At 60.4% G+C, this 22,491-nt stretch carries 23 protein-coding genes; 8 read left to right on the top strand and 15 right to left on the bottom strand.

Going from position 1 to position 22,491, the window contains the following annotated elements; genetic code table 11:
• The first annotated feature begins 70 nt into the window (after positions 1–70).
• From FIV05_RS11810 to FIV05_RS11775, 8 genes are all read left to right on the top strand, one after another.
• Positions 71–940 carry a MurR/RpiR family transcriptional regulator gene (locus FIV05_RS11810; RefSeq protein WP_152509679.1) on the top strand — a complete coding sequence of 290 codons (870 nt, stop codon included), beginning with the start codon at positions 71–73 and terminating at the stop codon, positions 938–940.
• Between the two features lie 225 nt (positions 941–1,165).
• On the top strand, positions 1,166–1,624 hold the full coding sequence (locus tag FIV05_RS11805) for an NUDIX domain-containing protein (RefSeq protein WP_173013828.1): 459 nt from the start codon (positions 1,166–1,168) through the stop codon (positions 1,622–1,624).
• Positions 1,617–3,251 carry a phosphotransferase gene (locus FIV05_RS11800; protein WP_152509677.1) on the top strand — a complete coding sequence of 545 codons (1,635 nt, stop codon included), beginning with the start codon at positions 1,617–1,619 and terminating at the stop codon, positions 3,249–3,251. The genes FIV05_RS11805 and FIV05_RS11800 overlap by 8 nt, the downstream gene beginning before the upstream one ends.
• On the top strand, positions 3,244–4,134 hold the full coding sequence (locus tag FIV05_RS11795) for a GAK system ATP-grasp enzyme (RefSeq protein WP_152509676.1): 891 nt from the start codon (positions 3,244–3,246) through the stop codon (positions 4,132–4,134). The genes FIV05_RS11800 and FIV05_RS11795 overlap by 8 nt, the downstream gene beginning before the upstream one ends.
• A complete protein-coding gene (locus tag FIV05_RS11790) occupies positions 4,131–5,231 on the top strand; it encodes an HprK-related kinase B (RefSeq protein WP_152509675.1) in 1,101 nt (366 codons plus the stop codon). The genes FIV05_RS11795 and FIV05_RS11790 overlap by 4 nt, the downstream gene beginning before the upstream one ends.
• Entirely contained in the window at positions 5,228–5,929 is a 702-nt protein-coding gene (locus FIV05_RS11785) for a histidine phosphatase family protein (protein WP_152509674.1), read from the top strand. Before FIV05_RS11790 ends, FIV05_RS11785 begins: the two co-directional genes overlap by 4 nt.
• A gap of 14 nt (positions 5,930–5,943) precedes the next feature.
• Positions 5,944–7,308 carry a metallophosphoesterase family protein gene (locus FIV05_RS11780; protein ID WP_209009949.1) on the top strand — a complete coding sequence of 455 codons (1,365 nt, stop codon included), beginning with the start codon at positions 5,944–5,946 and terminating at the stop codon, positions 7,306–7,308.
• On the top strand, positions 7,305–7,580 hold the full coding sequence (locus FIV05_RS11775) for an amphi-Trp domain-containing protein (RefSeq protein ID WP_152505618.1): 276 nt from the start codon (positions 7,305–7,307) through the stop codon (positions 7,578–7,580). Before FIV05_RS11780 ends, FIV05_RS11775 begins: the two co-directional genes overlap by 4 nt.
• A gap of 255 nt (positions 7,581–7,835) precedes the next feature.
• Here FIV05_RS11775 and hypE read toward each other — a convergent pair whose 3' ends face one another.
• The 15 genes from hypE to FIV05_RS11700 all read right to left on the bottom strand — a co-directional run bounded on the left by hypE (position 7,836) and on the right by FIV05_RS11700 (position 22,483).
• Entirely contained in the window at positions 7,836–8,825 is a 990-nt protein-coding gene (hypE, locus tag FIV05_RS11770; RefSeq protein ID WP_152511905.1) for a hydrogenase expression/formation protein HypE, read from the bottom strand.
• Positions 8,826–8,869: 44 nt separating this feature from the next.
• On the bottom strand, positions 8,870–10,021 hold the full coding sequence (gene hypD / locus FIV05_RS11765) for a hydrogenase formation protein HypD (protein WP_152509672.1): 1,152 nt from the start codon (positions 10,019–10,021) through the stop codon (positions 8,870–8,872).
• Positions 10,018–10,287, bottom strand: a complete 270-nt coding sequence (locus FIV05_RS11760) for a HypC/HybG/HupF family hydrogenase formation chaperone (protein ID WP_152509671.1) — start codon at positions 10,285–10,287, stop codon at positions 10,018–10,020. The genes hypD and FIV05_RS11760 overlap by 4 nt, the downstream gene beginning before the upstream one ends.
• Positions 10,288–10,299: 12 nt before the next feature.
• Entirely contained in the window at positions 10,300–11,121 is an 822-nt protein-coding gene (hypB, locus tag FIV05_RS11755) for a hydrogenase nickel incorporation protein HypB (RefSeq protein ID WP_209009948.1), read from the bottom strand.
• Entirely contained in the window at positions 11,121–11,462 is a 342-nt protein-coding gene (gene hypA / locus FIV05_RS11750) for a hydrogenase maturation nickel metallochaperone HypA (RefSeq protein ID WP_152509670.1), read from the bottom strand. Before hypA ends, hypB begins: the two co-directional genes overlap by 1 nt.
• Positions 11,455–11,913, bottom strand: coding sequence for a hydrogenase maturation protease (locus FIV05_RS11745; protein ID WP_152509669.1), 459 nt, complete (start codon positions 11,911–11,913; stop codon positions 11,455–11,457). Before FIV05_RS11745 ends, hypA begins: the two co-directional genes overlap by 8 nt.
• Positions 11,914–12,121: 208 nt before the next feature.
• Positions 12,122–13,564 (bottom strand): Ni/Fe hydrogenase subunit alpha, encoded by a 1,443-nt coding sequence (locus tag FIV05_RS11740; RefSeq protein ID WP_152509668.1) that lies wholly within the window; start codon positions 13,562–13,564, stop codon positions 12,122–12,124.
• 11 nt (positions 13,565–13,575) lie between these two features.
• Positions 13,576–14,145, bottom strand: coding sequence for an NADP oxidoreductase (locus FIV05_RS11735; RefSeq protein WP_152509667.1), 570 nt, complete (start codon positions 14,143–14,145; stop codon positions 13,576–13,578).
• Complete coding sequence (locus FIV05_RS11730; RefSeq protein WP_023003076.1) at positions 14,142–14,870, bottom strand: 2Fe-2S iron-sulfur cluster-binding protein; 729 nt, start codon at positions 14,868–14,870, stop codon at positions 14,142–14,144. The genes FIV05_RS11735 and FIV05_RS11730 overlap by 4 nt, the downstream gene beginning before the upstream one ends.
• Positions 14,867–16,747, bottom strand: coding sequence for an NAD(P)H-dependent oxidoreductase subunit E (locus FIV05_RS11725; RefSeq protein WP_152509666.1), 1,881 nt, complete (start codon positions 16,745–16,747; stop codon positions 14,867–14,869). The genes FIV05_RS11730 and FIV05_RS11725 overlap by 4 nt, the downstream gene beginning before the upstream one ends.
• Positions 16,748–17,072: 325 nt before the next feature.
• Complete coding sequence (hypF, locus tag FIV05_RS11720; RefSeq protein WP_152509665.1) at positions 17,073–19,448, bottom strand: carbamoyltransferase HypF; 2,376 nt, start codon at positions 19,446–19,448, stop codon at positions 17,073–17,075.
• Between the two features lie 225 nt (positions 19,449–19,673).
• The gene (locus tag FIV05_RS11715) at positions 19,674–20,858 is read right to left on the bottom strand and encodes a M56 family metallopeptidase (protein WP_152509664.1); all 1,185 of its coding nucleotides are present in this window, start codon (positions 20,856–20,858) and stop codon (positions 19,674–19,676) included.
• Positions 20,845–21,240 carry a BlaI/MecI/CopY family transcriptional regulator gene (locus FIV05_RS11710; RefSeq protein ID WP_023003071.1) on the bottom strand — a complete coding sequence of 132 codons (396 nt, stop codon included), beginning with the start codon at positions 21,238–21,240 and terminating at the stop codon, positions 20,845–20,847. The genes FIV05_RS11715 and FIV05_RS11710 overlap by 14 nt, the downstream gene beginning before the upstream one ends.
• A 167-nt stretch (positions 21,241–21,407) precedes the next feature.
• Complete coding sequence (locus FIV05_RS11705) at positions 21,408–21,689, bottom strand: DUF2160 domain-containing protein (protein ID WP_023003070.1); 282 nt, start codon at positions 21,687–21,689, stop codon at positions 21,408–21,410.
• Complete coding sequence (locus tag FIV05_RS11700) at positions 21,686–22,483, bottom strand: carbohydrate ABC transporter permease (RefSeq protein WP_023003069.1); 798 nt, start codon at positions 22,481–22,483, stop codon at positions 21,686–21,688. Before FIV05_RS11700 ends, FIV05_RS11705 begins: the two co-directional genes overlap by 4 nt.
• Between the last annotated feature and the right edge of the window lie 8 nt (positions 22,484–22,491).

The following is a 22,491-nucleotide window of genomic DNA, read 5'->3' as shown; positions in this document are numbered from 1 at the left end:
TTTGATACGCAGATTACAGCGGCTGTCAAATGAAATTCAGTGCCGCGGACCGTCATAAAGGCCGACGCCCATGGAACGTCCTCTTCTGGAAGATATTCGCGACCGTCTGGACGAATTCACCGCCACGGAAAAGAAGGCGGCGCATGCATTGTTGGCCAATTACCCGATGCAGGGACTGGGCACCGTCGCCCAGTTTGCAGAGGCCGCGGGGGTCAGTTCCCCCACCATCCTGCGCTTCGTCGGCCGCCTGGGCTTTCCCGGCTTCGCCGAGTTTCAGCGGAAGCTGCGCGGCGAACTGGAAAGCCAGCTGAATTCGCCACTCGCCCGCAGTGCCAACATGGAAGACGACCCGGTCGGCGACCCCCATGTCAACCAGCTTCTGGAAAACGTGCGCGAGACCTTTGCCCATCTGCCGAAGGGTGAACTGACCGGCCTCGTCAAGTTGCTGTCGGACGAGCGCAAGCATGTGCACCTGATCGGGGGTCGCTTTACCGACGGTCTTGCCCGCTATATGGCGGCGCATTTGCGGATCGTGCGGGCCAACGTCAATCACGTCGCCGGCCAGCAGGGCAACTGGCTGGACCAGCTCATCGGCATCGGTTCGAAGGACGTCGTCGTCGTTTTCGATATCCGGCGCTACCAGGCTGAAATCATCCAGTTTGCCGAAGCCGCCGCCCGTCAGGGTGCCACAGTGGCCCTTGTCACCGATAGCTGGATGTCACCGGTCGGCCGCATCGCCACGTTTGTTCTGCCTGCCCGCGTCGCGGTCCCTTCCCCATGGGACTCGTCGCTGGCGCTCATGGCGATTGCCGAAGTGCTCATCACCGGCGTCACCCGCGAGAACCAGAAGCGTGCTCAGGAGCGCATGCGCGCACTGGAGAAATTGCGCAACGACATCGACCCCTCGACAGAAGGCCGCGCCATGGGGCCGGATATCTGAGCGGGCCGCATATCTGAGCGGGCTGGAACCACTCGAAACCGTGAACAGTCGAAGATCGGTTCGCTCGCGGTGAGCGACTCACCTATACTCGCCCCATCACGGCCCTGCTGAAAGCCGAAGCGGGCCCCTGACAGAAGCTGCGCCAGCCGGTCTGGCAGGTCCCGAACCGGCAGGCCTGAACAGGGAGCGAGATCCATCGCAAGTGACGCGCCCCTTAAAGGTGCCGTGTTTCGGCCCGTCATCCGCTCAACACCAAGAGCCTTTATCCGCCGGGGTGACCGGCTGCTGGTGCAAGACAAGCGACACCCCGTCAAAGGCCGCTACTTCACTCTGCCCGGCGGCAAGCAGGACCCGGGCGAAACGCTTGAAGCCTGTCTGAAGCGCGAATGCGTGGAAGAAATCGGTGCCGCAATCACCGTGTCGCACCTGATGCATGTGGCGGAAGTTCATCGGCGCAAACAGGCCGCAAGAGAATATCAGCACCAGCTCGATTTCATTTTCGCCTGCAGCGTTGCCGAAGATTACGAACCGGTATTGGGACCACACCCGGACCCCCATCAGGTCGGGACACGCTGGATAGGTTTCGACGAAGCTCAACAGCTACGTCCGCTTTATGTCACAAAACTGTTTTCACTTGGCTGTACGCGGGAGCCCGAAGTCTATCTCGGACCCCATAATGATTAATGCTCCAAAGACCATTCGGGAAAATCTCCGTTTTCTGTGCGCGGAAATCGATGGTCAGCTCATACAACTTGAAGCCTTCTTCAAGGAACCGACGGCCGCGACGGCACGCCGGATCATGGACCGTGCCGGATACGCCCATAACCTGAAGAGCCGGATCCTTGCGGCCTGTGTCCAGCAGATGGCCGGAGCGAGAAAGAACGATCGCAAGCATCTTACCCTGCGCAGCCTGGAGTTTGTCGCCACCGATCTTCAGCGCATCGCCAACCTGGTGCGCCAATCCTTGCGTCATGCAGAGCGCATCGAGACCTTTGTCACGCTTGAGCCTGAACGTTATCCCGCGATCGTCAGTCGTGTCCGGCAAGGCGTTGCCCGCATCGAGGACGCCCTTCTCAGCAGGGACAGTGAAAAGGCGATAGAGATCGGCCAGCTCCAGAACAAGATCGAGGCTGACTACCGCAAGCTCTTCAAGGCCTACACGCGCGACATGCGCAACCCGGACCGGTTGCCGGCCGACATTGCCAACAGCCTGCTGGTCGCCAGCGAATTCCAGCGCATGGGCGAATCCCTGCGGGCCATAAGCGAAGCGCTGATTTCCGCCAACATCGGACAGGCAGTCAATTTCGAACGCTATTTCGCCCTGCAAAGCCTGATGTCGGACCTGGACACGGCCAGCGACGATGTCACCATCGAAACGATTGCCGAAACCAGGTCGGGAAGCTCCATCTCCGCCATCAAGGACAAGAAGACCGAAACAGTTACGGCCGTCTTCAAGGATGGCGACAAGAGCAAGGTCAAGGAAGAGCGCCAGGGGGTGAAAAGCTGGCATTCCATCTATCCGGGCCTTGCCCCGAAAATCCTGTCCTACCGCAAACGCGACCAGTCGGCAGCGCTTCTGATCGAACATTTGCCCGGACTGACCTTCGAGCACATCGTCCTGAACGAAGGCGACGCCCTGCGCAACCAGGCACTTGCCAGTCTTTCCCGCACCCTGAAAGACGTCTGGAAACAGACGCGGACCGCAGAACCGGCGGATCTCGGCAGCATGCAGCAGCTTGGCAAACGCCTTGGAGACGTCCGCAGGGTTCACCCGGAATTCAAGGAAACCGGTATCCATTTCGCGGGAGAGACCCTACCCTCGCTCGACGCCCTGATCACCGAGGCAGCCGACCGCGAGGCAAGGGTAACCGCTCCCTTTTCCGTCTATATCCACGGCGACTTCAACGTCGACAATATCATCTATGACCCGGGCGAGAACCGGATCCACTTCGTCGACCTGCATCGCTCCCGCTACATGGACTACGTTCAGGACGTGTCCGTGTTCATGGTCTCGAACTACCGGCTTCAGGTACTCGACAGGGAAACACGCAGGCGGATCAGCGATGTCTCTCTCGCATTCTACAAATCCGTAAGAACCTTCGCCCGCAAGCAGGGTGACGACACGTTCGAATATCGGCTTGCCCTTGGCCTTGCCCGGTCCTTTGCCACGTCGACGCGGTTCATTCTGGACAAATCCCATGCCCGGCGCATGTGGCTGCGTGCCCGTTACCTGATCGAACAGGCCCTTGCCTGCCCGCCCGGCGCCGAGGCCCGGTTCCGCCTGCAAATGAAGGAGATCTTCGTTGACTGACCTCAGGATCGGCGTTGTCGGCATACCCGGCAAATGGTCGACGGAAGTTCTGGCGGACGCCCTGGAAGCACAAACAGGTTTTCGCTGCGCGGTCGACATGGCCGACGTCGTTCTGGATCTGGAAGCCAGGGCGCTGATGGCTGGGCAGACCGATCTTTGCAGCCTCGACGGCATCGTGGTCAAGAAGATCAGCCAGACCTACAGCCCCGCGACACTGGACCGCCTGGAGATGTTGCGCCTTGCCGAGGCCAGCGGCACCAAGGTCTTTTCCAGCACAAGATCCATTCTCGGCCTGGTCAACCGGCTGAGCTGCACCGTGACGCTGGCCAATGCAGGCATTCCCATGCCAGCCACCTGCGTGAGCGAAAGCGAAGACGAAGCCCTGGCCGCCGTCCTGCGGTTCGGCAGTGCGGTGTTCAAGCCCCTGTTTTCGACGAAAGCCCGCGGCATGACGCTGATGGATGCCGCCGAGGGCGAAACAGCCCTCCGGCACAAGATTGCCGCGTTCAAGGCCGACAATCCGGTGATGTACCTGCAGAAGAAGGTCAATCTTTCCGGCAGGGACCTCGGCATGGTTTTCCTCGGCGGGTCCTATCTCGGCACCTATGCCCGCGTTGCCCAGACAAACAGCTGGAACACGACCATCCTTCACGGCGGCAAATACGAACCGTTCGAACCGGATGCCGACCTGGTCGAACTGGCGCGCCGCGCGCAGGAACCGTTCGATCTCGACTTCACCACGGTGGATGTTGGCCTGACGGACAGCGGACCGGTCGTGTTCGAGGTCTCGGCCTTTGGTGGTTTCAAGGGAGCTCTGGAAGGCGCCGGCATCGACGCTGCCAAGCTTTACGCCAACTATGCAATTGAAAAGGTGCGCGGATGACCGGCATAACCGTCCAGGACGTTGTCGACGCTCTTTCCCCGGCTCGGGAAACGCGAAACTGCGATCCGGTGTGCCTCACGGTCGGCGGGCATGTGGTCGAGGTGAGATGCACCTCTTCGGCACTTCTGGCCGAATTGCTGCGCTATTTCCAGCATGTGATTTCCGCGCCGAGCGAACCGGACAGGATCGTCCATGTGCTCGGATCCATGGAACTGCCCTTTGACCCGGAGTACACCGACTGGGAGCGGGAAACGGGAAAGTCCGGCCGCAAGGATGCGGTCTGCGACCTTGAAAACGGGCGCCTGATCCTGAAGGTCCGCACGGGTCTGCAGTTCCTGCAATCCCCCGACTGGGCCATCGCCTTTGGCCCTACGGACGATCACCCCAACCAGGTGATCAACTTCATCAACACCCAGTTTCTCAATCACTTCCAGCGGCAGGGCTGGGTCGCCTGTCATGCAGCGGCTGTCCGCACCCCCAACAGGGGGCTTGCGATATCGGGCCTTTCCGGCGGCGGCAAATCCACCTCGATGTTGCGCCTGATGGAACTCACCGGCACGCAGTATGTCACCAACGACCGCCTTCTCGTGCGCAATGCCGGCAACAGTACCGATGCGCTCGGCATTCCGAAACTGCCGCGCATCAACCCGGGCACCATCGTCACCAACGCGCGGCTGACTGGTCTTATCGACGAGGAGCGCGAAGAGGAACTGCGCAACCTGGAACCGGACGAGCTCTGGCACCTGGAAGAAAAATACGACCTCTTCATCGATGACATCTATGGCCCCGGGCGCATTTCCCACGATGCGCGCCTGACAGATTTCTGGGTGTTGAACTGGTCCCGCGACAGCGCCGACGCGACCGAAGTAAGCAAGACGGCTCTGAAGGACCGGCCGGATCTTCTGTCGGCGATCATGAAGAACCCCGGCCCGTTCTACCAGACACCGCAAGGCCCGTTCTGGCCGATGAAAACACCGCTCGACACAGAGGCCTACCTGGGGGCGCTCGAAGGTGTTCAGGTGTGGGAAGTGAAGGGACTGATCGATTTCGACGCTCTGTTTGAAGCCGGTGCAGAGCTTCTGGGACAAACGCCATGACAGACCGCTTCGCCATCCTGGTGCGTCATGGCGCTTACAATCAAAAACCGGACACGCCGAGTGCCCTGCAGCCCTATGGCCTGACCGATGCAGGCAAGGTGCAGGCACAGGAGCTAGGCGCCGAGATTGCAGACATCGCGCGGCAGGAAGGCTTCCGGCTGGCACCGGAAATCTTGTGCTCACGCCAGCTCAGAGCCTGGCAGACGGCAGCGCTTCTTGGCCAATCGCTTGGTCAAGTCCTCGGATCGGACTTCACGATCACCGAGGATGAAGCTCTTGCCGAACGCAGTGTCGGTGCCCTTGCCAACCTGACCTTGCGGGAAATCGAGCAGGTGATAGCAGACGATCCACGCACCGCCCCGTTGCCGGGAGACTGGAAGTCGAACAGCCACCACAGACTGCCGGTCCAGGGCGCTGAGAGCCTGATGGAAGCCGGACAGCGGGTGGCTGCGTTCCTGGATCAGAAGATGACAGATCTGGAAGACGAGGCAGGACCCGGTGCCCGGATCTTCGTCGGCCACGGTGCTTCCATGCGACATGCCGCCCATTGCCTGGGTGTGCTGACGTTTGATCAGATCCGCCAGCTCAGCATGCACCACGCGCGCGCCGTCGTCCTGAAACTGGAGAGGGACGGCACCTGGGTGCATCACCGGGGCGACTGGAAACTGCGTCAGCCACTTGAAACCGCAACGGATTGAACCGGATTGCTGCCATGATGACCCATCTGCCACTGACCCCGCTTCTGCCGCCGATGGACCAGGCGGAAGCCATTGATCTCGGCCTGCCCGAAAGCTGTGTCCCCTGGCCACTGGCGCCCATCGGGACTCTGCCCCTCGGCCAGTTCACCACCGAAAGCACCCTTCCCGGTGTTGTCGGCAGCCTTGCCCGGGCAAATGCTCTTGGCCCCTGGGACTGGCCGGAAAAGCCGGTAATCTTCATTTCCGACCTGCATGCGGATGCAGAAAGCCTGTTGAGATCCCTGACGGCGGCACGGGCAATCCAGCGCAATGGAGATGGTCTGAGCGACTTTCACCTGACGCCCTTCGGGCGAAGCTGCCAGTTCATCATCGGCGGCGATTGCCTGGACAAGGGCCCCAGCAATCTGGACCTTCTCGACAGCCTCAGCGCGCTGCTGAAAACCGGCGCCGATGTCGTCATCCTCGCCGGCAACCACGACCTGCGGCTTTACCTCGGTCTCGAAGCCCTGACGGTCAAGCGCAGCTCGCTCAACGCCCATATGTTCGTTCGCATGGGCAAGAAGGTGATGCCGCTCTTGAAGGAAGTACACGAGCGGTATGTCGGCGGCGCGGCCGACCTTGCCTTGCTGCCCGACGAGGAAACCTGCCTGTCGCTGTTGGTTCCGGGAAAGAAGTGGACCAGACAGTTTCCGAAGGCAGCCTCACGCTATCTGAGTGACGCGGCCATCCGCAAGGAAATGCAGCGGCTTAAGAAGAAGGCGGACAAGTTCGCGGAACACGCCGCCGAAGTCGGCCTTTCCATTCGTCAGCTGTATGCTGCCGCACTCAAATGCCGGGAACTTTTCGTTGAACCCGGCGGACGCTACGCCTGGTTCTTTCAAAGCCTCAAGGCCGTGCACCAGAGCGGCTCGTTGCTGTTCGTGCATGCCGGTATCGATGATCACATGGCTGCCCAGATCTCGGCAAAAGGTGTGGCCCACGTCAATCGCCGTTTCCGGAAGGAAAGCCGGAAGGACCCATTCGTGTTCTACTCCGGCACCATCGCCAATCTGATGCGCACGAAATACCGGGATGTGGACCATCCCCTGACCGAAACCGGCGTAGACGATCTCCATCTTGCCGGCATCAGGATGCTGGTACAGGGGCACGTCAACAGGCACAGCGGACAGGAGCTGACGTCCAAGCACGGCCTCTTGCATCTGGAAGCGGACATCACGCTCGACCGGCATTCCAGAAGCTCCGAAGGACTTGAAGGCATCGGCACAGGTGCCACGATCATCTGCCCGGATGGCAACATCGTTGGCATCAGCCGGGATTATCCCCACGCCAAGCTGTTCAATCCGGCACACATTCTCCAGCAACACGGTTTGTCGTCATGATGGAACGCAAGGGCCGTTTCCGGCACCAGTCCCTGCAGGACAGGAAATCGATCCAAAAACTGCTCGACGCGGTCAAGCGTGGCATTGCCAAGGGCGAGCTGCAATTCGGTGATGACACCGGCGAGATTACCCTGCACCCGAAAGGTCTGCTGGCCATCAGGGTGACAGCCACCACCGAAGACGACCAGTCCCGCCTGGACCTGCGCATCACATGGGCCAACGACGGCCAGGACAAGAAGGACAATGGCAAGCTGAAGGTAAAGGGCGGGTAGGTTCGACAACGAGCCGCAATGCCCTCCGTCATTCCGGACAAGGAAGGCGCAGCCACCCGCAGATCCGGAATCCGGGCATCAGCCGCGCTGAAAGCGCGTCCTCTCATATCCCGACACCTGTGCCTGGCCGGGAGGAGAAATCAGCCTCCCTTGGAGGAAAACAAAGCCCGGTGTGTACTGGATCCCGGTCCTGGCTGCGCCAAACCGGGATGACAAACATCGGATTGGGAAAGAGCCTTGGGGCCAATGCGGCCCTCAGCAGATGCGCGGCAGTTGCTCGCCCGAGAGCCAGTCGACAACACGGGAGCCGCCGAAGCCGGTCTTCATGACCACCATGCAATCGGCTTCCTCCACGATTTCGCCGATCTTCGCAGCATTTTGCCCCAGCGGGTGAGCCTTCATGATCTCCAGCAACCGGTCTGCATCAGACGCCTCGCAAATGCAGATCAGCTTGCCTTCATTGGCGACGTAAAGCGGGTCGAGACCGAGCAGCTCGCAGGCCCCTTCCACATCCGGGCGAACGGGGATCTCGGCCTCGTCGAGCATCACGCCAACCTTCGAAGCATGGGCGATTTCGTTCAGCGCAGTTGCCAGTCCACCCCTGGTCGGATCCCGCAGAACCGAAATGCCCGGCACCGCATCGACAATCGAACCGACGAGGCCATGCAGCGCTGCACTGTCGGACTGGATTTCGGTTTCGAAGGTCAGGTTTTCCCGTTTCGACAGGATGGCGACACCGTGATCGCCAATGGTACCGGACAGAAGAACCGCCTGACCTGGCTTGGCCGCAGCGGGAGAAATCGAGACGCCTTCCGGCAGAACGCCAACACCGGTCGTCGTGATGAAGACCCCGTCGCCCTTCCCCTTTTCAACCACCTTGGTATCGCCGGAAACCACTGGCACGCCGGCTTCACGGGCAGCGCGCGCCATGGAAATGACAATGCGTTCCAGATCTGCCAGCGGGAACCCTTCTTCCAGTATGAAACTCGCGGTGAGGGACAACGGCCTCGCACCGGCCATGGCCACATCATTCAAGGTGCCATGGACCGAAAGCGATCCGATATCGCCACCCGGAAAGAACAGCGGCGAGATCACATGGGCGTCGGTCGACATGACGAGCCGTCCTGGCGGCACTTCAAGCACCGCCGCATCATGGCCCTGGTCCAGGATTGTATTTTTCAGATGCCGGTGAAACAGGTCCTCGATCAGGACGGACATGGCCCGGCCGCCGCCGCCATGGGTCATGTCGACAGCGCCGGTACGGAATTTTGCCTGCGGATCGATGCTGGTCACGCCGCGGCTCCCTTGGCGGCGGCAATCGCCTCGCGCTTGCGGCCATAGGTCCAGTATGCGGCGCAGGCACCTTCAGAGGAAACCATGCAGGCTCCCATCGGATTGTCCGGCGTGCAGACCGTGCCGAACAGCTTGCATTCCGTCGGCTTCTTCACCCCGCGCAGGATCGCGGGACATTCGCAGGATTTGACTTCGCGCGACTCCTTCGGGCTGAGCGCAAAACGCTCTTCGGCATCGTAGTCGACATAGGCTTCGCGGATTTTCAGGGCACTGTCAGGAACATAGCCGAGCCCGCGCCATTCAAAGGTCCGGCGCAGCTCCAAAACGTCGTCAACCAGCCTTTGGGCCTTGCGATTGCCTTCCTTCGTGACGACCCGGGTGTACTGGTTTTCCACTTCATGCCGGCCTTCGTTGATCTGGCGGATCAGCATCAGGGTCGACTGCATCACGTCGAGCGGCTCAAAGCCGGCAATGACGACCGGTTTCCTGAAGTCCCGCGCCGCCGGTTGGTACGGCGCCCAGCCGATGACCGAGCTGACATGAGAAGGCCCAAGAAAACCGTCGATTTTCACCGGCTGCTCCCCCGGCTCTGCCGGAGCGTTGACGATATGGGCGATGGCAGGCGGCGTCAGAACGTGATTGCAGAAGACGGAGAAATTCTTCAGGCCTTCCGCCTTTGCCTGCAGGATCGCGACCGCCGTTGGCGGCGTCGTCGTCTCGAAGCCGATGGCGAAAAAGACCACCTGCCGTTGCGGGTTTTCCCGCGCAATCCGCAGCGCATCCTGGGTCGAATAGACCATCCGGATATCGGCGCCTTCGGCCTTGGCCCGGATCAGGCTCTTCTGTTTGGTGCCTGGCACCCGCATCATGTCGCCATAGGTGGTCAGGATCACATTCGACTTCAGTGCCAGCTCGATCGCATCATCAAGACGCCGTACCGGCAAGACACAGACCGGGCAGCCCGGCCCATGCACATACTCGACATTTTGCGGAACCAGATCCTGCACCCCGTAACGGAAAATGGCGTGAGTGTGCCCACCGCAAAATTCCATCAGATGGTAGTGCCGGTCCGGATCAGCTTCCTGCCGGATTGCCAGGGCAAGCTTTTGCGCCAGTTTTCCGTCCCGAAATTCCTTGATGTATTTCATGCGTCCGTCCCCACCACCGGCTCGCCCGCGATCTCCTCCAGCTCCTCGGCAAGAACACCGGCTTCCGCCATAAGCTGAAGGGTCCGTTCGGCTTCCTCCTCGCTGAGCTTGTGCAGGGCATAGCCGACATGGACGAGCACATAGTCGCCAACGGCAACCTCCTCCAGGAGAGCTGTCGAGACCGGTTTCCGGATCCCTTCCAGAGCGACGATTGCCATCTCGTCGCTATCGACGGAAACCACCCTCGCGGGAATGGCGAGACACATGACGGAGATCTCCTATTCCGCAGCAAGGCTGCGTGCGTGCGCTGCCTGCATCTTCAGGGCACCGTCCAGCCAGGCTAGCCAGCTGTCCAGGCCACCGCCAGTGCGCGCGGACACTTGCAGAACCTGGATCTTGTGATTGACCCGCCGTGCATTCCTGATCGCCGCGCCGACGCAGAAATCCACATGCCGCAGAAGGTCGGTCTTGTTGAGGATCATCAGGTCGGCGTTGGCGAAGATATCGGGGTATTTCAGCGGCTTGTCCTCGCCTTCCGTCACCGAAAGGATCACCACCTTGAAGGCTTCGCCGAGATCGAACGCCGCCGGACAAACCAGATTGCCGACATTCTCGATGAAAAGCACACTGCCTTTTTCCAGAGGCAGTCTTTCCAGCGCGTGGCCGACCATATGCGCATCCAGATGGCAGCCCTTGCCAGTGTTGATCTGAATGGCGGGCACACCTGTTTCGCGGATCCGGTCGGCGTCATTAGACGTCTGCTGATCGCCCTCGATGACTGCAGCCGGGGTCCTGCCCGCCATCCGCTTCAAGGTCTCGACAAGCAGCGTTGTCTTGCCGGAGCCGGGACTTGAAACAAGATTGAGTGCCAAAACGCCTTTTGCGGCCAGCAAGGCACGATTGTTGTCCGCATAGGAATTGTTCTTGCCCAGAATATCGGTTTCGATCTGGATCAGCCGCGCCTGGCTCATGCCGGGAACGGAAACGCCGGCTTCCCCTTCGCCGAAATGGACATGACCCGCGCCATGTGAATGGGCGTGTCCATGGTGGTGCTCATGGTCATGTTCGTGAGAGCCGCTGCAACCGCATACCGTACACATCACACCACCTCCAGTTCCCGGATCTTCAGCTCTTCCCCGCTGACAACCTGCAGGGCTTCCGAACCACATTCCGGGCAGCAATCGAACCGTGCGTTCACCTGCACGGTCCTGAAACAGGAAAGACACAGCGCCTCGGCTGAAGGCCTGGAAATTTCCAGTATGGCACCTTCGGCAAGTGAGCCCCGCATGACGACGTCGAATCCGAATTTCAACGCCTCTGGTTCGACGCAAGACAGCGGTCCGATGTCGACCGCAACCCGCTTCACCCGGGTAAAGCTATCCTTCGCAGCCTGATCCTTCAAAATGTCGAGTATGCTCTCGCAAAGTGACATTTCATGCATGGGCTGCCTCCCTCTGCTGATCTACCGTTTGCAGCCACTCCAGAAAGAAGGTCTCGGCCGCAGCCAGATTGGCAGCTGCCTTGTCGGACAGCCCTTCCTTTACCTCACCAAATTCATAGCCGGAGATACCCAGCACGAAGGCTTTCGGTCGGGTGCCATAAAGGGTTTCACTAAGCGCCAGAACAGTCTGCGGAACCAGGCTGTGGCTGCCGAGCACTTCCGGTGCACCTGGCGCGATTTCCCGGAACGAATAGGCTCCCTCGGCACCGATCTCCGCGTCAACGAAGATCACCACATCTTGCTCTGAGACCGCCAGCGCATGTTCGGCGACAAGCTGATAATCGGTATCGACCTCCAACCCCGGCAATCCGCGCGCGGCGATAGCCTCGGACAAGGCCGGCCCAAGTCCGTCATCGCCCCGCCCGGGATTGCCATATCCGATCAGAAGCATGAAGACGTCCTCTTTTCAGAGTTCCTACAAAAACCCTTTCCAGCATCATCCCGGCCAAGCGCAGCGCGAGCCGGGATCGGGGAGGTACAGATTTCTCGGCAATTCATTTCCCGAAAGAGAGTATCGGGCTCGCCGATCCCTGATTTCCGCTTTGCCGCGTCCGGGATGACCATCTGAGAGGTATTCATTCCGCTGAACCTCCCCACGCTCACACACACTGCTTCCGGCTGTCGACCAACGCACCATCCGCATTGAAAAGCTCCACCTGCAGCGGCATCTGGCCGAGTGCGTGGGTGGCGCACGAAAGGCATGGATCATAGGCGCGGATCGCGACTTCGACATGGTTAAGCATGCCTTCGGTGATCTGTTCCTTGCCGGAAAGATGCTTGACCGCGACATCCTTCACCGCACGGTTCATGCCCTCGTTGTTGTGGGTCGTGGAGACGATCAGGTTGCAATAGGTCACCTGGTCATGTTCATCGACCTTGTAGTGGTGGATGAGGTTGCCACGCGGCGCCTCGATCACACCGATACCTTCCTCGCGCCGGTCCCCCTTGGCAATCAGGTCCGTCCCTTGCAGATCCGGGTCGTTCAGAAGCTCCCGGATCTTCTCCACGCAATGCAGAACCTCGATCATCCGGGCCCAATGATTGGCCAGCGTGGAATTGTTCGGCGTACCGCACGTCACGGCCTTGAGGTCTTTCAGGGCGGCATCGGCAAGAGGCGTATCGATGAAGGAAGCCGTGTTCATGCGCGCCAGCGGCCCGACCCGATACCAGCCGACATCCGGCCCAAGCGTCTTGATGAAGGGGAATTTCATGTACGACCAGGAGCGCACGTCTTCGACAATCAGCTCATGATATTTCGTGTAAGGCACCTGATCGAAGATCATGTCTCCGGTGGAGCTGAGAGCCCGCAGGTTGCCGTGATAGAGATCGAGAGCTCCGTCGCTCTCGCGCACCAGTGACATGTAGTTGGAGGGGAACGAACCGAACTCGGCGACCAGGTCTTCATGCTCCAGCGTGTAGTCCCGGGCGAGTTTCACGGCATCCAGGGACCATTCGATCATCTGGTCCACCGAGGCAAGAAAATGATCCCGCCGTTCAATGGGCAAGTTGCGGTTAATACCACCGGGAATGGCGCCAGTGCCGTGCACCTTCTTGCCTGCCGTCGCCTCGATGATCTCCTGCCCGTATTTGCGCATCAGGACGGCGCGCTTGCCGAGTTCCGGATTTTCCTTGATCACCTCGAAGATATTGCGCTTTTCCGCAGGCGCACCGAAGCCGAACAGGAGATCGGGCGCTGCCAGGTGGAAGAAGTGCAGCACGTGGGACTGCATCACCTGGCCGTAATGCATCAGCCGGCGCATCTTTTCCGCCGTCGGCGTCAACTGGTCGACACCGGCGATCATGTCCATGGCTTTTGCTGCGGCCAGATGGTGGCTGACAGGGCAGATGCCGCAAAGCCGCTGCACGATCACCGGCACTTCCCACATCAGCCGGCCGCGGATGAACCGCTCGAAGCCGCGGAATTCGACAATGTGCAGCCGGGCTTCATCCACCTCGTTTTCCGCATTGAGGTGGATCGTCACCTTGCCATGGCCTTCCACGCGGGTGACGGGGGAGATTTCAATCAGTCTGGGTTCAGTCATCGCCATCACCCTCAGTCGAACTTGATCATTTCACGCTCGAAGCCCCGGAACTTGCCGGTCAGCAGCTTGAAAAGCGTGTCGAAGATGATGTCACCACTGGGTGCACAGCCGGGGATCTGGTAGTCGATCTCCACCACCTGGGAACACGGATAAACCTCGTCCAGAAGCAGCGGCAGAGCCGGATCGTTGGGCACGTTGTGGGTCGTGTTGCGGATGTATTTGCCAGTGATATAGGCCTCGTCCAGACACTCGCGCAGCGGCGCGTCGGAATGCATGATCGCGTTGCGCATGGCCGGCAGCCCACCCATGATCGCGCATTGGCCGAGCGCGATCAGCACATCGCAGTTGCGCCGGAAATCATGCAGCACATGCACGTTTTCCTCGTTGCAGCAGCCGCCTTCGATGATGCCGATGTCGCACCGCTGGGTGAAGCGCTTCTTGTCGGTAAGCGGCGAGCGGTCGACTTCGACAAGCTGCATCAGCTCGATCAGGCGCTCGTCGATATCCAGGATCGCCATGTGACAGCCGAAACAGCCGGCAAGAGAAGCGGTCGCGATCCGGGCCTTGGGCAGCTCGCTCATTTGCGCTTCTCCTCAATGTCGTGACCGATCAGGCCATGATCGAATTCCCGCTCGCCGATGGGAACGGCGAAACCGACACGCTTGCGGATGATGCAGCCGACCGGGCAGACTTCCGCCGAAATCGCGTGATCGGTCACCTCGGCATCGGTATCGGCAAGGTTCTCGCCGTTGACTGCGACGCGGCGGTGAATGCCGCGGCCGACATAACCGAAGATGCCCTTGCCATCGACGTCCTGAGAGGCGCGGATGCAGCGTCCGCAGGAAATGCAGCGGTTGGTGTCAAGCGCGATGTCGGGATGGGAGGCATCCAGCGCCCGGCACGGCTCCAGGTACGGAAACCGGGTGGCTTCCGTCATGTCCAGCCGGTAGGCCATCGCCTGAAGCTCGCAATTGCCGCTGGCCTCGCAAATCGGGCAAAGGTGATTGCCCTCGTGAAACAGCATTTCCACCAGGTCGCGGCGCATCTTGGTCAGATGCGGCGTCTCGTTCTCCACCGCCTGGCCGGGGGCTGCCGGCTGGGTGCAGGCGGCAACACTGCGCCCGCCTGCCTTCACCGTGCAGACCCGGCAGCTGCCCTGGTGGCGCAGGCCTTCGTGGTCGCACAGGCGCGGGATATAGACCCCCGCCTCGTCGGCCGCTTCCATGATGGTCTGGCCCGCATAGGCGGTGATCTCCACCCCGTCGATGGTGAAGGTGAAGCCGGTCTCTCTCTTCGTACCGCTCATTGGGTGAAATCCTTGTCGAAGATATAGGAGCGGCGCTTGGCAATCTTGCGCGCACCATCGATGGCCGACTGGATGTCGAACGTATCGCGGATGCCGTCCTTGCTCGGCTTGATCACCGCCGAATAGACCAGCGGAAAGTTCTTCAAGGTGGTGAGAACCGGGTTGGGCGACGTCATGCCGAGACCGCAGCGGCTGGTCTCGATGATCGTTCCGGAGAGGTCCTTGAGGTAGTCGATGTCCTCCGGGTTCGCGAGCCCCTTGCGGAACTTCTGGATCGCCTTCTGCAGGAAGACATTGCCGACCCGGCAGGGCGTGCAATAGCCGCAGCTCTCATGCACGAAGAAGGACATGTAGTATTCGACGATTTCCAGAACGTTGCGCTCGCCGTTGAAGACGATGACCGCCCCGCCGGTCGCAAGGTCGTCGAACGTCAGTTTGCGGTGAAAGCTGTCGCGGGCAATCATCGTGCCGCTCGGTCCGCCAACCTGAACCGCGGCGGCATCCTCGCCGCCGACCATCGCCAGCAATTCCCGGACCGTGTGCCCGTAAGGCAGTTCGTAGATGCCCGGGTTAAGGCAATCGCCACAGACGGAGAACAGCTTGGTGCCGTGCGAGCCTTCCATGCCCATGGCATTGAACCATGCCGCCCCCTTGTCGAGAATGCGCGCGGCATGACAGAAGGTCTCCACGTTGTTGACCACCGTCGGATACCCGAGATAACCGCGATTGACCGGGAACGGCGGTCGCGTCTTGGGTTCGCCCGGCAGGCCCTCGCAGGAGCTGATAAGCGCACCTTCCTCGCCACAGATGTAGGCGCCCGCGCCAAGCTGCAGGCGGATATCGAAATCAAAGCCCTTAATGCCCAGAATGTCCTTGCCGAGAAGACCGCGCCGGCGTCGTTCTTCCAGCACCTGAAGCAGAAGCTCGCGCAGATAGACATATTCGCCGCGCAGATAAAGGATGCCCTCGCGCGCACCGACAGCCCTTGCCGCTATTGTCATGCCTTCGATCAGGAGATGCGGCCGTTCGGTCAGGAGGACGCGGTCCTTGAAAGTGCCCGGTTCACCTTCATCGGCATTGCAGATGACGAAGTGCTTCTCGGCACGCTCACTGGCCGCGAACCGCCACTTGCGGCCGGTGGTAAAGCCTGCGCCGCCACAGCCGCGCAACCCGCTTTCCTCGATCGCGGAGATGATCTGCGTCGGCGTTATCGTGGCCGCCTTGGCAAGGCCGGCATCTTCTGGAACAGGCCCCAGCAGCACTTCACCCGCATGGCGGATGTTGTTGTCGACCATATGCAAGGCGCGTTCGGAAGGTGTCAGCGCCTCGAACCTTTCGCTGACCAATTGTTCCGGGCTTCGGCCCGCCTTTAGCGCCTGCGCGGCGCTGCGCGCGGTCTCCGGCGTCAGTTTCGTCAGGACGATGTCGTTGACCATCGCGGCTGGCGCCTGATCGCACATGCCGATGCAAGGAGTGTATTCCAGCGAAAACGCACCGTCGTTGCTGGTTTCGCCGATTTTAAGCCCAAGCTCCTCTTCAAAAACACAGGCAACCTCGGACACCCCGGAGAACCGGTCGACGATATCGTCACATAGCCGAATGGTGACCCTGCCTTTCGGCGCCAGGGAGAGGAAGGAATAGAAGCTGGCAACGCCCTCCACCTCGATCCGGGTGAGACCGGTAGCGGCGGCAACATGGTCCATGGTCGCCGGGGCAATGCAGCGGTAGCGGTCCTGCACCTCGCGCAGGATGTCGAGCATTCGGTGCTTGTCGTTGCCGAATTGCGCGCAGATCGCTTCGATCTCTTTGGCAGGAACAGGCGCGGCTCCGCAGATGGCCGTGGAGACCCCGTTCCCGGTCTTGTGCCCGTTGTCCATGGCCCCTCCCTCCTGATACCCAAAGCAGATTGCACCCACGTAGGCGATGACCGTTCCGTCCGGAAGTGATTGGCTGGTGTTGCGCCCTGCCGCTAAATCGATTTGAGATCAAACCGGACTGCAGCACATGATGGCGACGACCCGCAATACACTTGTGAAATTTCCGAGTGGTTCCACGCTTCCAGACTTGCAGGAAAACGTCTTTGAGGAAGATCAACCTGCTTAAAATCGGGGCAGATGGTACCTGATGGCCTATCAGGCGATCCTGCTGACCGAGGCGCGTTCAAGGACCTTCAGTCAGGGCAAAAAATCAGTCATCGAAGGTTCAGGGCGCTTGCAAATTTGCCGCGATCACCGCCTGACCGAGCGCAAGGCCGCCATCGTTGGCGGGCACATGTTTGTGGTTGAGAACGGTGTAGCCATCCGCTTCCAGTCTCTCGGTCAGGCCGTCGCGCAGGAAGGCGTTCTGGAAAACGCCGCCGGAAAGAACGACCTTGCCGGATGGTCTTGCGCCTGCAGCCGACAGGCCGCGCGCAAGGCCGTCGATCAGGCCCTGGTGAAAGCGCGCGGAGATAGTCTCATACCCCACCCCCGATTTGAGATCGCCAAGAAGCGCAGGCCAGACCTCGTCGAACGACAGCAATACGGTCTCCGACGTCGTCACCCCCACCGGATATCCTTCCTTGCCAGCCACGGAGGCTCGCGCCAGCACCTCCAGCTGCATCGCAGCCTCACCTTCGAAGCCTTGCTTGTCCGGACAAATATCAAGCGCGGCAGCCACGGCATCGAAAAGACGTCCCGCAGAGGACGTCATCGGTGCGTTGACACCTTTCTGCATCATCTGATCAAGCAGCTTTGCCTGATGGCTGGCAAACCTGGTTTCCAGACCGGTTCCCACCAGGTTGGCGCGGTAGTTCACTCCAAAGGCAGTAAACAGTTGCGCAGCCAGATTGCGCCAGGGCTCCCTGTTTGCGGCCTCTCCTCCCGGCAACGGCACTTGCCGCATATGGCCGCGCCGCGCGAAGCCGCCGTAGCTTCCCTGCAGGATTTCACCGCCCCAGACCGTCCCGTCCGCACCCCAGCCTAGCCCGTCCAGAACAACGGCATGAACGGTCCCTGGCATCGCCTGGTCTTGCCCCTGGTCAGCCATGCAGGCCGCGAGATGCGCATGGTGATGCTGCACCCGAACCAGCGGCAGGCCACGCTCCCGGGCAAAGTCTTCGCCGGTCCGCGTCGACAGATATTGAGGATGTGCATCGACGGCAACAATATCAGGCTCGAACTGGTAGAGATCCAGATAGAGCCTCAGCATCTTCTTGTAGTCCGCAAGGGTCGGCGCGTTTTCAAGATCGCCGATATGCTGCGACAGAACTGCATTGCGGCCGTCGAGAAGGCAGAAGGTCGCCTTCAGCTCTCCCCCAAAAGCAAGAACCTTCGGCGCCCCCTCGAAAGAAGTGGGCAGACGGATCGGCGACGGAGCGTATCCGCGCGCGCGGCGCAGGATGGAAACGCCGGATCGATCCTGACGAACGACGCTGTCATCCAGCCGGTTGACCACGTCGCGGTTGTGCATCAGGAACCCGTCGACAATGCCTGCAAGGTTCTGCCGGGCACATTCGTTCTGTGTTTCCTGCGGGTTCTCGGAAAGATTTCCGGAGGTCAGCACGATCGGCCCCTCGAGCTCGGCCATCAGCAGATGGTGCAAGGGGGTGTTCGGCAGCATGACACCCAGCCGGTCGAACGGACCGGCGATACCGGGCGCCAGTGGTGCCCCCGCTTTCTTAAGAAGAACGATCGGTGCCGCCGGGCTTTCCAGCAGCGCCACCTCTTTTGCATCAGCCAAGGCGAAATGCCGGATCTGGTCCAGATCCCGCGCCATAAGGGCAAGTGGCTTCACCGGACGGTGCTTGCGCAGCCTCAGCTTTTCAACGGCGCTCTGATTGCCTGCATCGACCGCTATCTGAAACCCGCCAAGACCCTTGATCGCCAGAATGGCGCCGCGCCTGAGTCGCTCGGCGGCAAGAACGACAGGGTCGCCATCAACGGCACGTCCGTCTTTGTCTTCAAACCAGAGTTTCGGCCCGCACTGCGGACACGCAATCGGTTGGGCATGAAAGCGTCGGTCAGCCGGGTCTTCATATTCCTTGCGGCACGCCCGGCACATTTCAAAGGCCGCCATGGCTGTCGAGGCCCGGTCATAAGGAATGTGCCGCAGAATGGACAGGCGCGGTCCGCAATGGGTGCAATTGGCAAAGGCATAGCGGTAACGCCGGTCGGCCGGGTTGCGGATGTCGGCCAGGCATGCCGGGCATGTTGCGGCGTCCGGCACCACGCCAGTGGCGACATTGCCTTCTTCACTCGGCAGAATTCTGAAATCTCTGGCATCGGGCGCACCCGCCAGATCGGACACGGCAACCTGGTCGATACGTGCCAACAGTGGCGCGTCCGATTGCAGACGGCTCAGAAAAAAGTCAAGCGAGCGCTCGTCACCACTTGCTTCGATCAGCACACCTGCGCCGTCGTTCAGAACATGACCGGCAAGACCCAGGCCCCTTGCAAGCTGCCAGACAAACGGCCGAAACCCGACGCCCTGGACAAGACCCCTGATCCGTATGGATTTGGCTGACCTGGATGGACCTGTTTCTTGCACGCGCTCAAGATCTCTGGATTGCCCGACACCGCCGCCGACGATGAACTTCATTTCTCGCCAGCCACGAGGCACCGCCCCTGTGCAGGCACGGTTCAGTAATCACCTGAATGGCGAATGATTTCCAGATGGATATTTTTGAATGACCCGCAGTCGAGGCACGCGCAGCACGAACGGGAGCCTGAGGTCGCTCGCCGGAGCAAGGCCTCAAGGTTTGCGGAACAGAGGGGGAATGCCCCTGCTCCGGACGACCTTCCGCCCGGAGCAGTTTTGGATCACTCAGCGCAGCGGGCGCTGCGCAAAGGTATTGTAGGCTTGCTGCCCGTTCGAACCGTTTCTGGTTTCCAGGCGTTCCAGATTGATGATGGCCGACAGCATCAGCCGGTCCTGGCTCCAGTCCGCCGGTTTCTGGATCGACAGTGCCGACAGGAAAACCACCGCCACCATGGGCAACACGGCCAGGCAGGTAACGCCCCAATGAGGACGAACCCGATTGGTTTCCAGCAAGGCCTCCACCCGGCGGCGCAGTTTCGCGGCCGGGGAACGGCGAAGCAGCTTGTCCTGCACCTCCAAAAGGGCAACGGCTGCGATCCCGACGGAACGTTTGCGCGCTTCCTTGTCCTGACGCTTGCGAATCCCCGCCTGGGCCGCCCGGAGCAGACACATGCAATAGGACCTCAGGTCCACATGGGCGTTTTCGGCGACTTTCTGATCGCAGGCCAGTTCACGCAGACGCTCGACTTCCGACTTCCACATGTAGAAGAACGGGTTCCAGAAGAACAGCGGGCGCAGCAGTTCAAGCCCGATTTCCCAGGTGACATCGCCCTGGCGAAGATGCTGGAACTCGTGCTTGAGCACCAGCTTCAGGTCTTCCGGCTCGGCCAGCAGGTCGGACGGAATGACCACGTAGTGGCGCCTCAGCCCACGTGCAGAAAACGGCACCATTGCGCGATCCGACAGCAGTAGCAGCACACGGCCATTGCTCCGCCATTCATGGCAGGTTGCCAGCACCCGGTACAATCGGACGAAGCTGACGACAAGCTTCAGCGCGAAATAGCTGAACCCGGCCACGAAAGCCAAAGCAATCCCGGTACCCAGACCGGTAGACAGGGTCAGGATCGTTTCGCTGATCTGCGTGCGCAGTCCAAGCAGTGACTGGAAGTCTTCCGCCGAAATGGCGATGCCGCCACGCAGGTACTGCGACACGGCGTAATCGGCCAGGTTGACGGACATGGTCCGCGGGACCACCTCCGCCGACAGCATGTGCTGGTAGCCCATGACGGCGAAGGGTGTTAGCAGGATCAGGGCGAACAAGCCGTTCAGCAGCCCAAGCTGTACGGAAAAGTCGACCTTCTTGCCGGAACGGGCCAGCAGAAGTTTGGCGCTCAGCCACACCATTGCGGTAATGGCCAGTGTGATGTTCAGATCGATATAGATATCGAAAATCTGGTTAAGTAGCGTCATCTGTCCTCCTCCTGTCCAGCAACGCTCTGATTTCCTCCAGATCGTCTCCCGATAGTTCGTATTCATCGACAAGCCGGGCCACGAGTGACGCCGGCGTGCCGTCGAACAGTTTTTCTGAAAGGTTTCGGAGAGATCGGGACTGGTAGGTATCCCTGGTCAGCCGAGGGGAATAGATGAATGTCTTGCCTTCTTTGCGGCTGTCCACGAAGCCTTTTTCATCCAGGATCCGCATGATGGTGGCGCAGGATGTATAGGCGAGTTTTCTCTCCGGCGGCAGACATGCAAGGATGTCCCGCACGGAACCTTCGCCGAGTTTCCAGAGTTCGGTCATGAACTCCAGTTCGACTTCGGTCAAAAACTCGTTGCTCTTACGCTTTCTCATTACAGTCCTGCACCGATTGCGGAATGGATGTGGCTTACGCATCTATTCATGCACCAGAATATCGGAAATTACTATGTCTTTAGTCGACGAAGGTGTTCGGGTTTCTCCCCTGATCGAGACCACCTGATGGACGAAGCGCGCGGGAAACCCGCGCGCCTTTATTCACGTCAGACTTTCCAGAAGCAGAAGACGCCCCAACCGATGCTCAGGGCGAGCGGCCACCAGAGCGGGTTGCCCACCAGGCCCAGCCAGGCCAGAAAGATATAGGCCGTTCCGAGCAAGGTGATGAAGAGGCGGTCGCCCCGGGTCGTTTCCAGTCCCAGGACACCGCGCCGGGCAGCGCCACCGGGAAATTTCACTTCCAGGGCGGTCAGCACCCCGATTGCGGAGAATATACCGACGAACAGCAGAGCCGTCGGCAGGGTCCAGGCCATCCAACCGAGCATCATACCCTCCCTAGGGCAAAGCCCTTGGCAATGTAGTTACGGACAAAATAGATGACGATGGCGCCGGGAATGATGGTCAGGGTCCCGGCGGCCGCCAGCAGACCCAGTTCGTAACCGGCGGAGGAAGCGGTTCGGGTCATCACGGCGGCAATGGGTTTCGCCTCGACGGCGGTAAGTGTCTTGGACAGCAGCATTTCCACCCAGGAGAACATGAAGCAGAAGAAGGCGGCCACCCCGACGCCGGACTTGATGGCCGGCAGGAAGATCGTCATGAAGAAGCGCGGGAAGGAATAGCCGTCCACATAGGCGGTTTCGTCCAGTTCCTTCGGCACCCCGCTCATGAAACCCTCCAGGATCCAGACCGCCAGCGGCACGTTGAACAGGCAGTGTGCCAGTGCAACGGCAAGATGGGTGTCGAACAGGCCGACGGCGGAATAGAGCTGGAAGAAGGGCAGCGCGAAGACGGCAGCCGGTGCCATCCGGTTTGTCAACAGCCAGAAGAACAGGTGCTTGTCGCCCACGAAGGAATAGCGGGAGAAAGCATAGGCTGCCGGCAGCGCGACGGTGATCGAAATGACCGTGTTGATGGTCACGTAGATGATCGAGTTGATGTAGCCCCAGTACCAGGTCGGATCGGTGAAGATCTCGATGTAGTTGGCGAAGGTCCAGGTCTGCGGGAACAGCGTGAACCCGGACAGGATCTCGTTGGTGGTCTTGAAGCTCATCGCGACGAGCCAGTAGATCGGCAACATCAGGAAGAGAATGTACAGGATGGGAACCAGGCTTTTCAGGCGCATGACGGTTC

Origin of the sequence: Labrenzia sp. THAF191a (assembly GCF_009363335.1) — a bacterium.
GTDB lineage: Bacteria > Pseudomonadota > Alphaproteobacteria > Rhizobiales > Stappiaceae > Roseibium > Roseibium algicola.
Note: the sequence above shows the minus strand (reverse complement) of the source record. Positions and strands in the feature narration are given on the sequence as shown.

What these genes read in the sequence shown, in the direction of transcription:
- FIV05_RS11810 (WP_152509679.1), top strand. Translation starts at nt 71, where the DNA reads ATGGAACGTCCTCTTCTGGAAGATATTCGCGACCGTCTGGACGAATTC.
- FIV05_RS11800 (WP_152509677.1), top strand. Translation starts at nt 1,617, where the DNA reads ATGATTAATGCTCCAAAGACCATTCGGGAAAATCTCCGTTTTCTGTGC.
- FIV05_RS11790 (WP_152509675.1), top strand. Translation starts at nt 4,131, where the DNA reads ATGACCGGCATAACCGTCCAGGACGTTGTCGACGCTCTTTCCCCGGCT.
- FIV05_RS11785 (WP_152509674.1), top strand. Translation starts at nt 5,228, where the DNA reads ATGACAGACCGCTTCGCCATCCTGGTGCGTCATGGCGCTTACAATCAA.
- FIV05_RS11780 (WP_209009949.1), top strand. Translation starts at nt 5,944, where the DNA reads ATGATGACCCATCTGCCACTGACCCCGCTTCTGCCGCCGATGGACCAG.
- FIV05_RS11775 (WP_152505618.1), top strand. Translation starts at nt 7,305, where the DNA reads ATGATGGAACGCAAGGGCCGTTTCCGGCACCAGTCCCTGCAGGACAGG.
- hypE (WP_152511905.1), bottom strand. Translation starts at nt 8,825, where the DNA reads ATGACCCATGGCGGCGGCGGCCGGGCCATGTCCGTCCTGATCGAGGAC.
- hypD (WP_152509672.1), bottom strand. Translation starts at nt 10,021, where the DNA reads ATGAAATACATCAAGGAATTTCGGGACGGAAAACTGGCGCAAAAGCTT.
- FIV05_RS11760 (WP_152509671.1), bottom strand. Translation starts at nt 10,287, where the DNA reads ATGTGTCTCGCCATTCCCGCGAGGGTGGTTTCCGTCGATAGCGACGAG.
- hypB (WP_209009948.1), bottom strand. Translation starts at nt 11,121, where the DNA reads ATGTGTACGGTATGCGGTTGCAGCGGCTCTCACGAACATGACCATGAG.
- hypA (WP_152509670.1), bottom strand. Translation starts at nt 11,462, where the DNA reads ATGCATGAAATGTCACTTTGCGAGAGCATACTCGACATTTTGAAGGAT.
- FIV05_RS11745 (WP_152509669.1), bottom strand. Translation starts at nt 11,913, where the DNA reads ATGCTTCTGATCGGATATGGCAATCCCGGGCGGGGCGATGACGGACTT.
- FIV05_RS11740 (WP_152509668.1), bottom strand. Translation starts at nt 13,564, where the DNA reads ATGACTGAACCCAGACTGATTGAAATCTCCCCCGTCACCCGCGTGGAA.
- FIV05_RS11735 (WP_152509667.1), bottom strand. Translation starts at nt 14,145, where the DNA reads ATGAGCGAGCTGCCCAAGGCCCGGATCGCGACCGCTTCTCTTGCCGGC.
- FIV05_RS11730 (WP_023003076.1), bottom strand. Translation starts at nt 14,870, where the DNA reads ATGAGCGGTACGAAGAGAGAGACCGGCTTCACCTTCACCATCGACGGG.
- FIV05_RS11725 (WP_152509666.1), bottom strand. Translation starts at nt 16,747, where the DNA reads ATGGACAACGGGCACAAGACCGGGAACGGGGTCTCCACGGCCATCTGC.
- hypF (WP_152509665.1), bottom strand. Translation starts at nt 19,448, where the DNA reads ATGAAGTTCATCGTCGGCGGCGGTGTCGGGCAATCCAGAGATCTTGAG.
- FIV05_RS11715 (WP_152509664.1), bottom strand. Translation starts at nt 20,858, where the DNA reads ATGACGCTACTTAACCAGATTTTCGATATCTATATCGATCTGAACATC.
- FIV05_RS11710 (WP_023003071.1), bottom strand. Translation starts at nt 21,240, where the DNA reads ATGAGAAAGCGTAAGAGCAACGAGTTTTTGACCGAAGTCGAACTGGAG.
- FIV05_RS11705 (WP_023003070.1), bottom strand. Translation starts at nt 21,689, where the DNA reads ATGATGCTCGGTTGGATGGCCTGGACCCTGCCGACGGCTCTGCTGTTC.
- FIV05_RS11700 (WP_023003069.1), bottom strand. Translation starts at nt 22,483, where the DNA reads ATGCGCCTGAAAAGCCTGGTTCCCATCCTGTACATTCTCTTCCTGATG.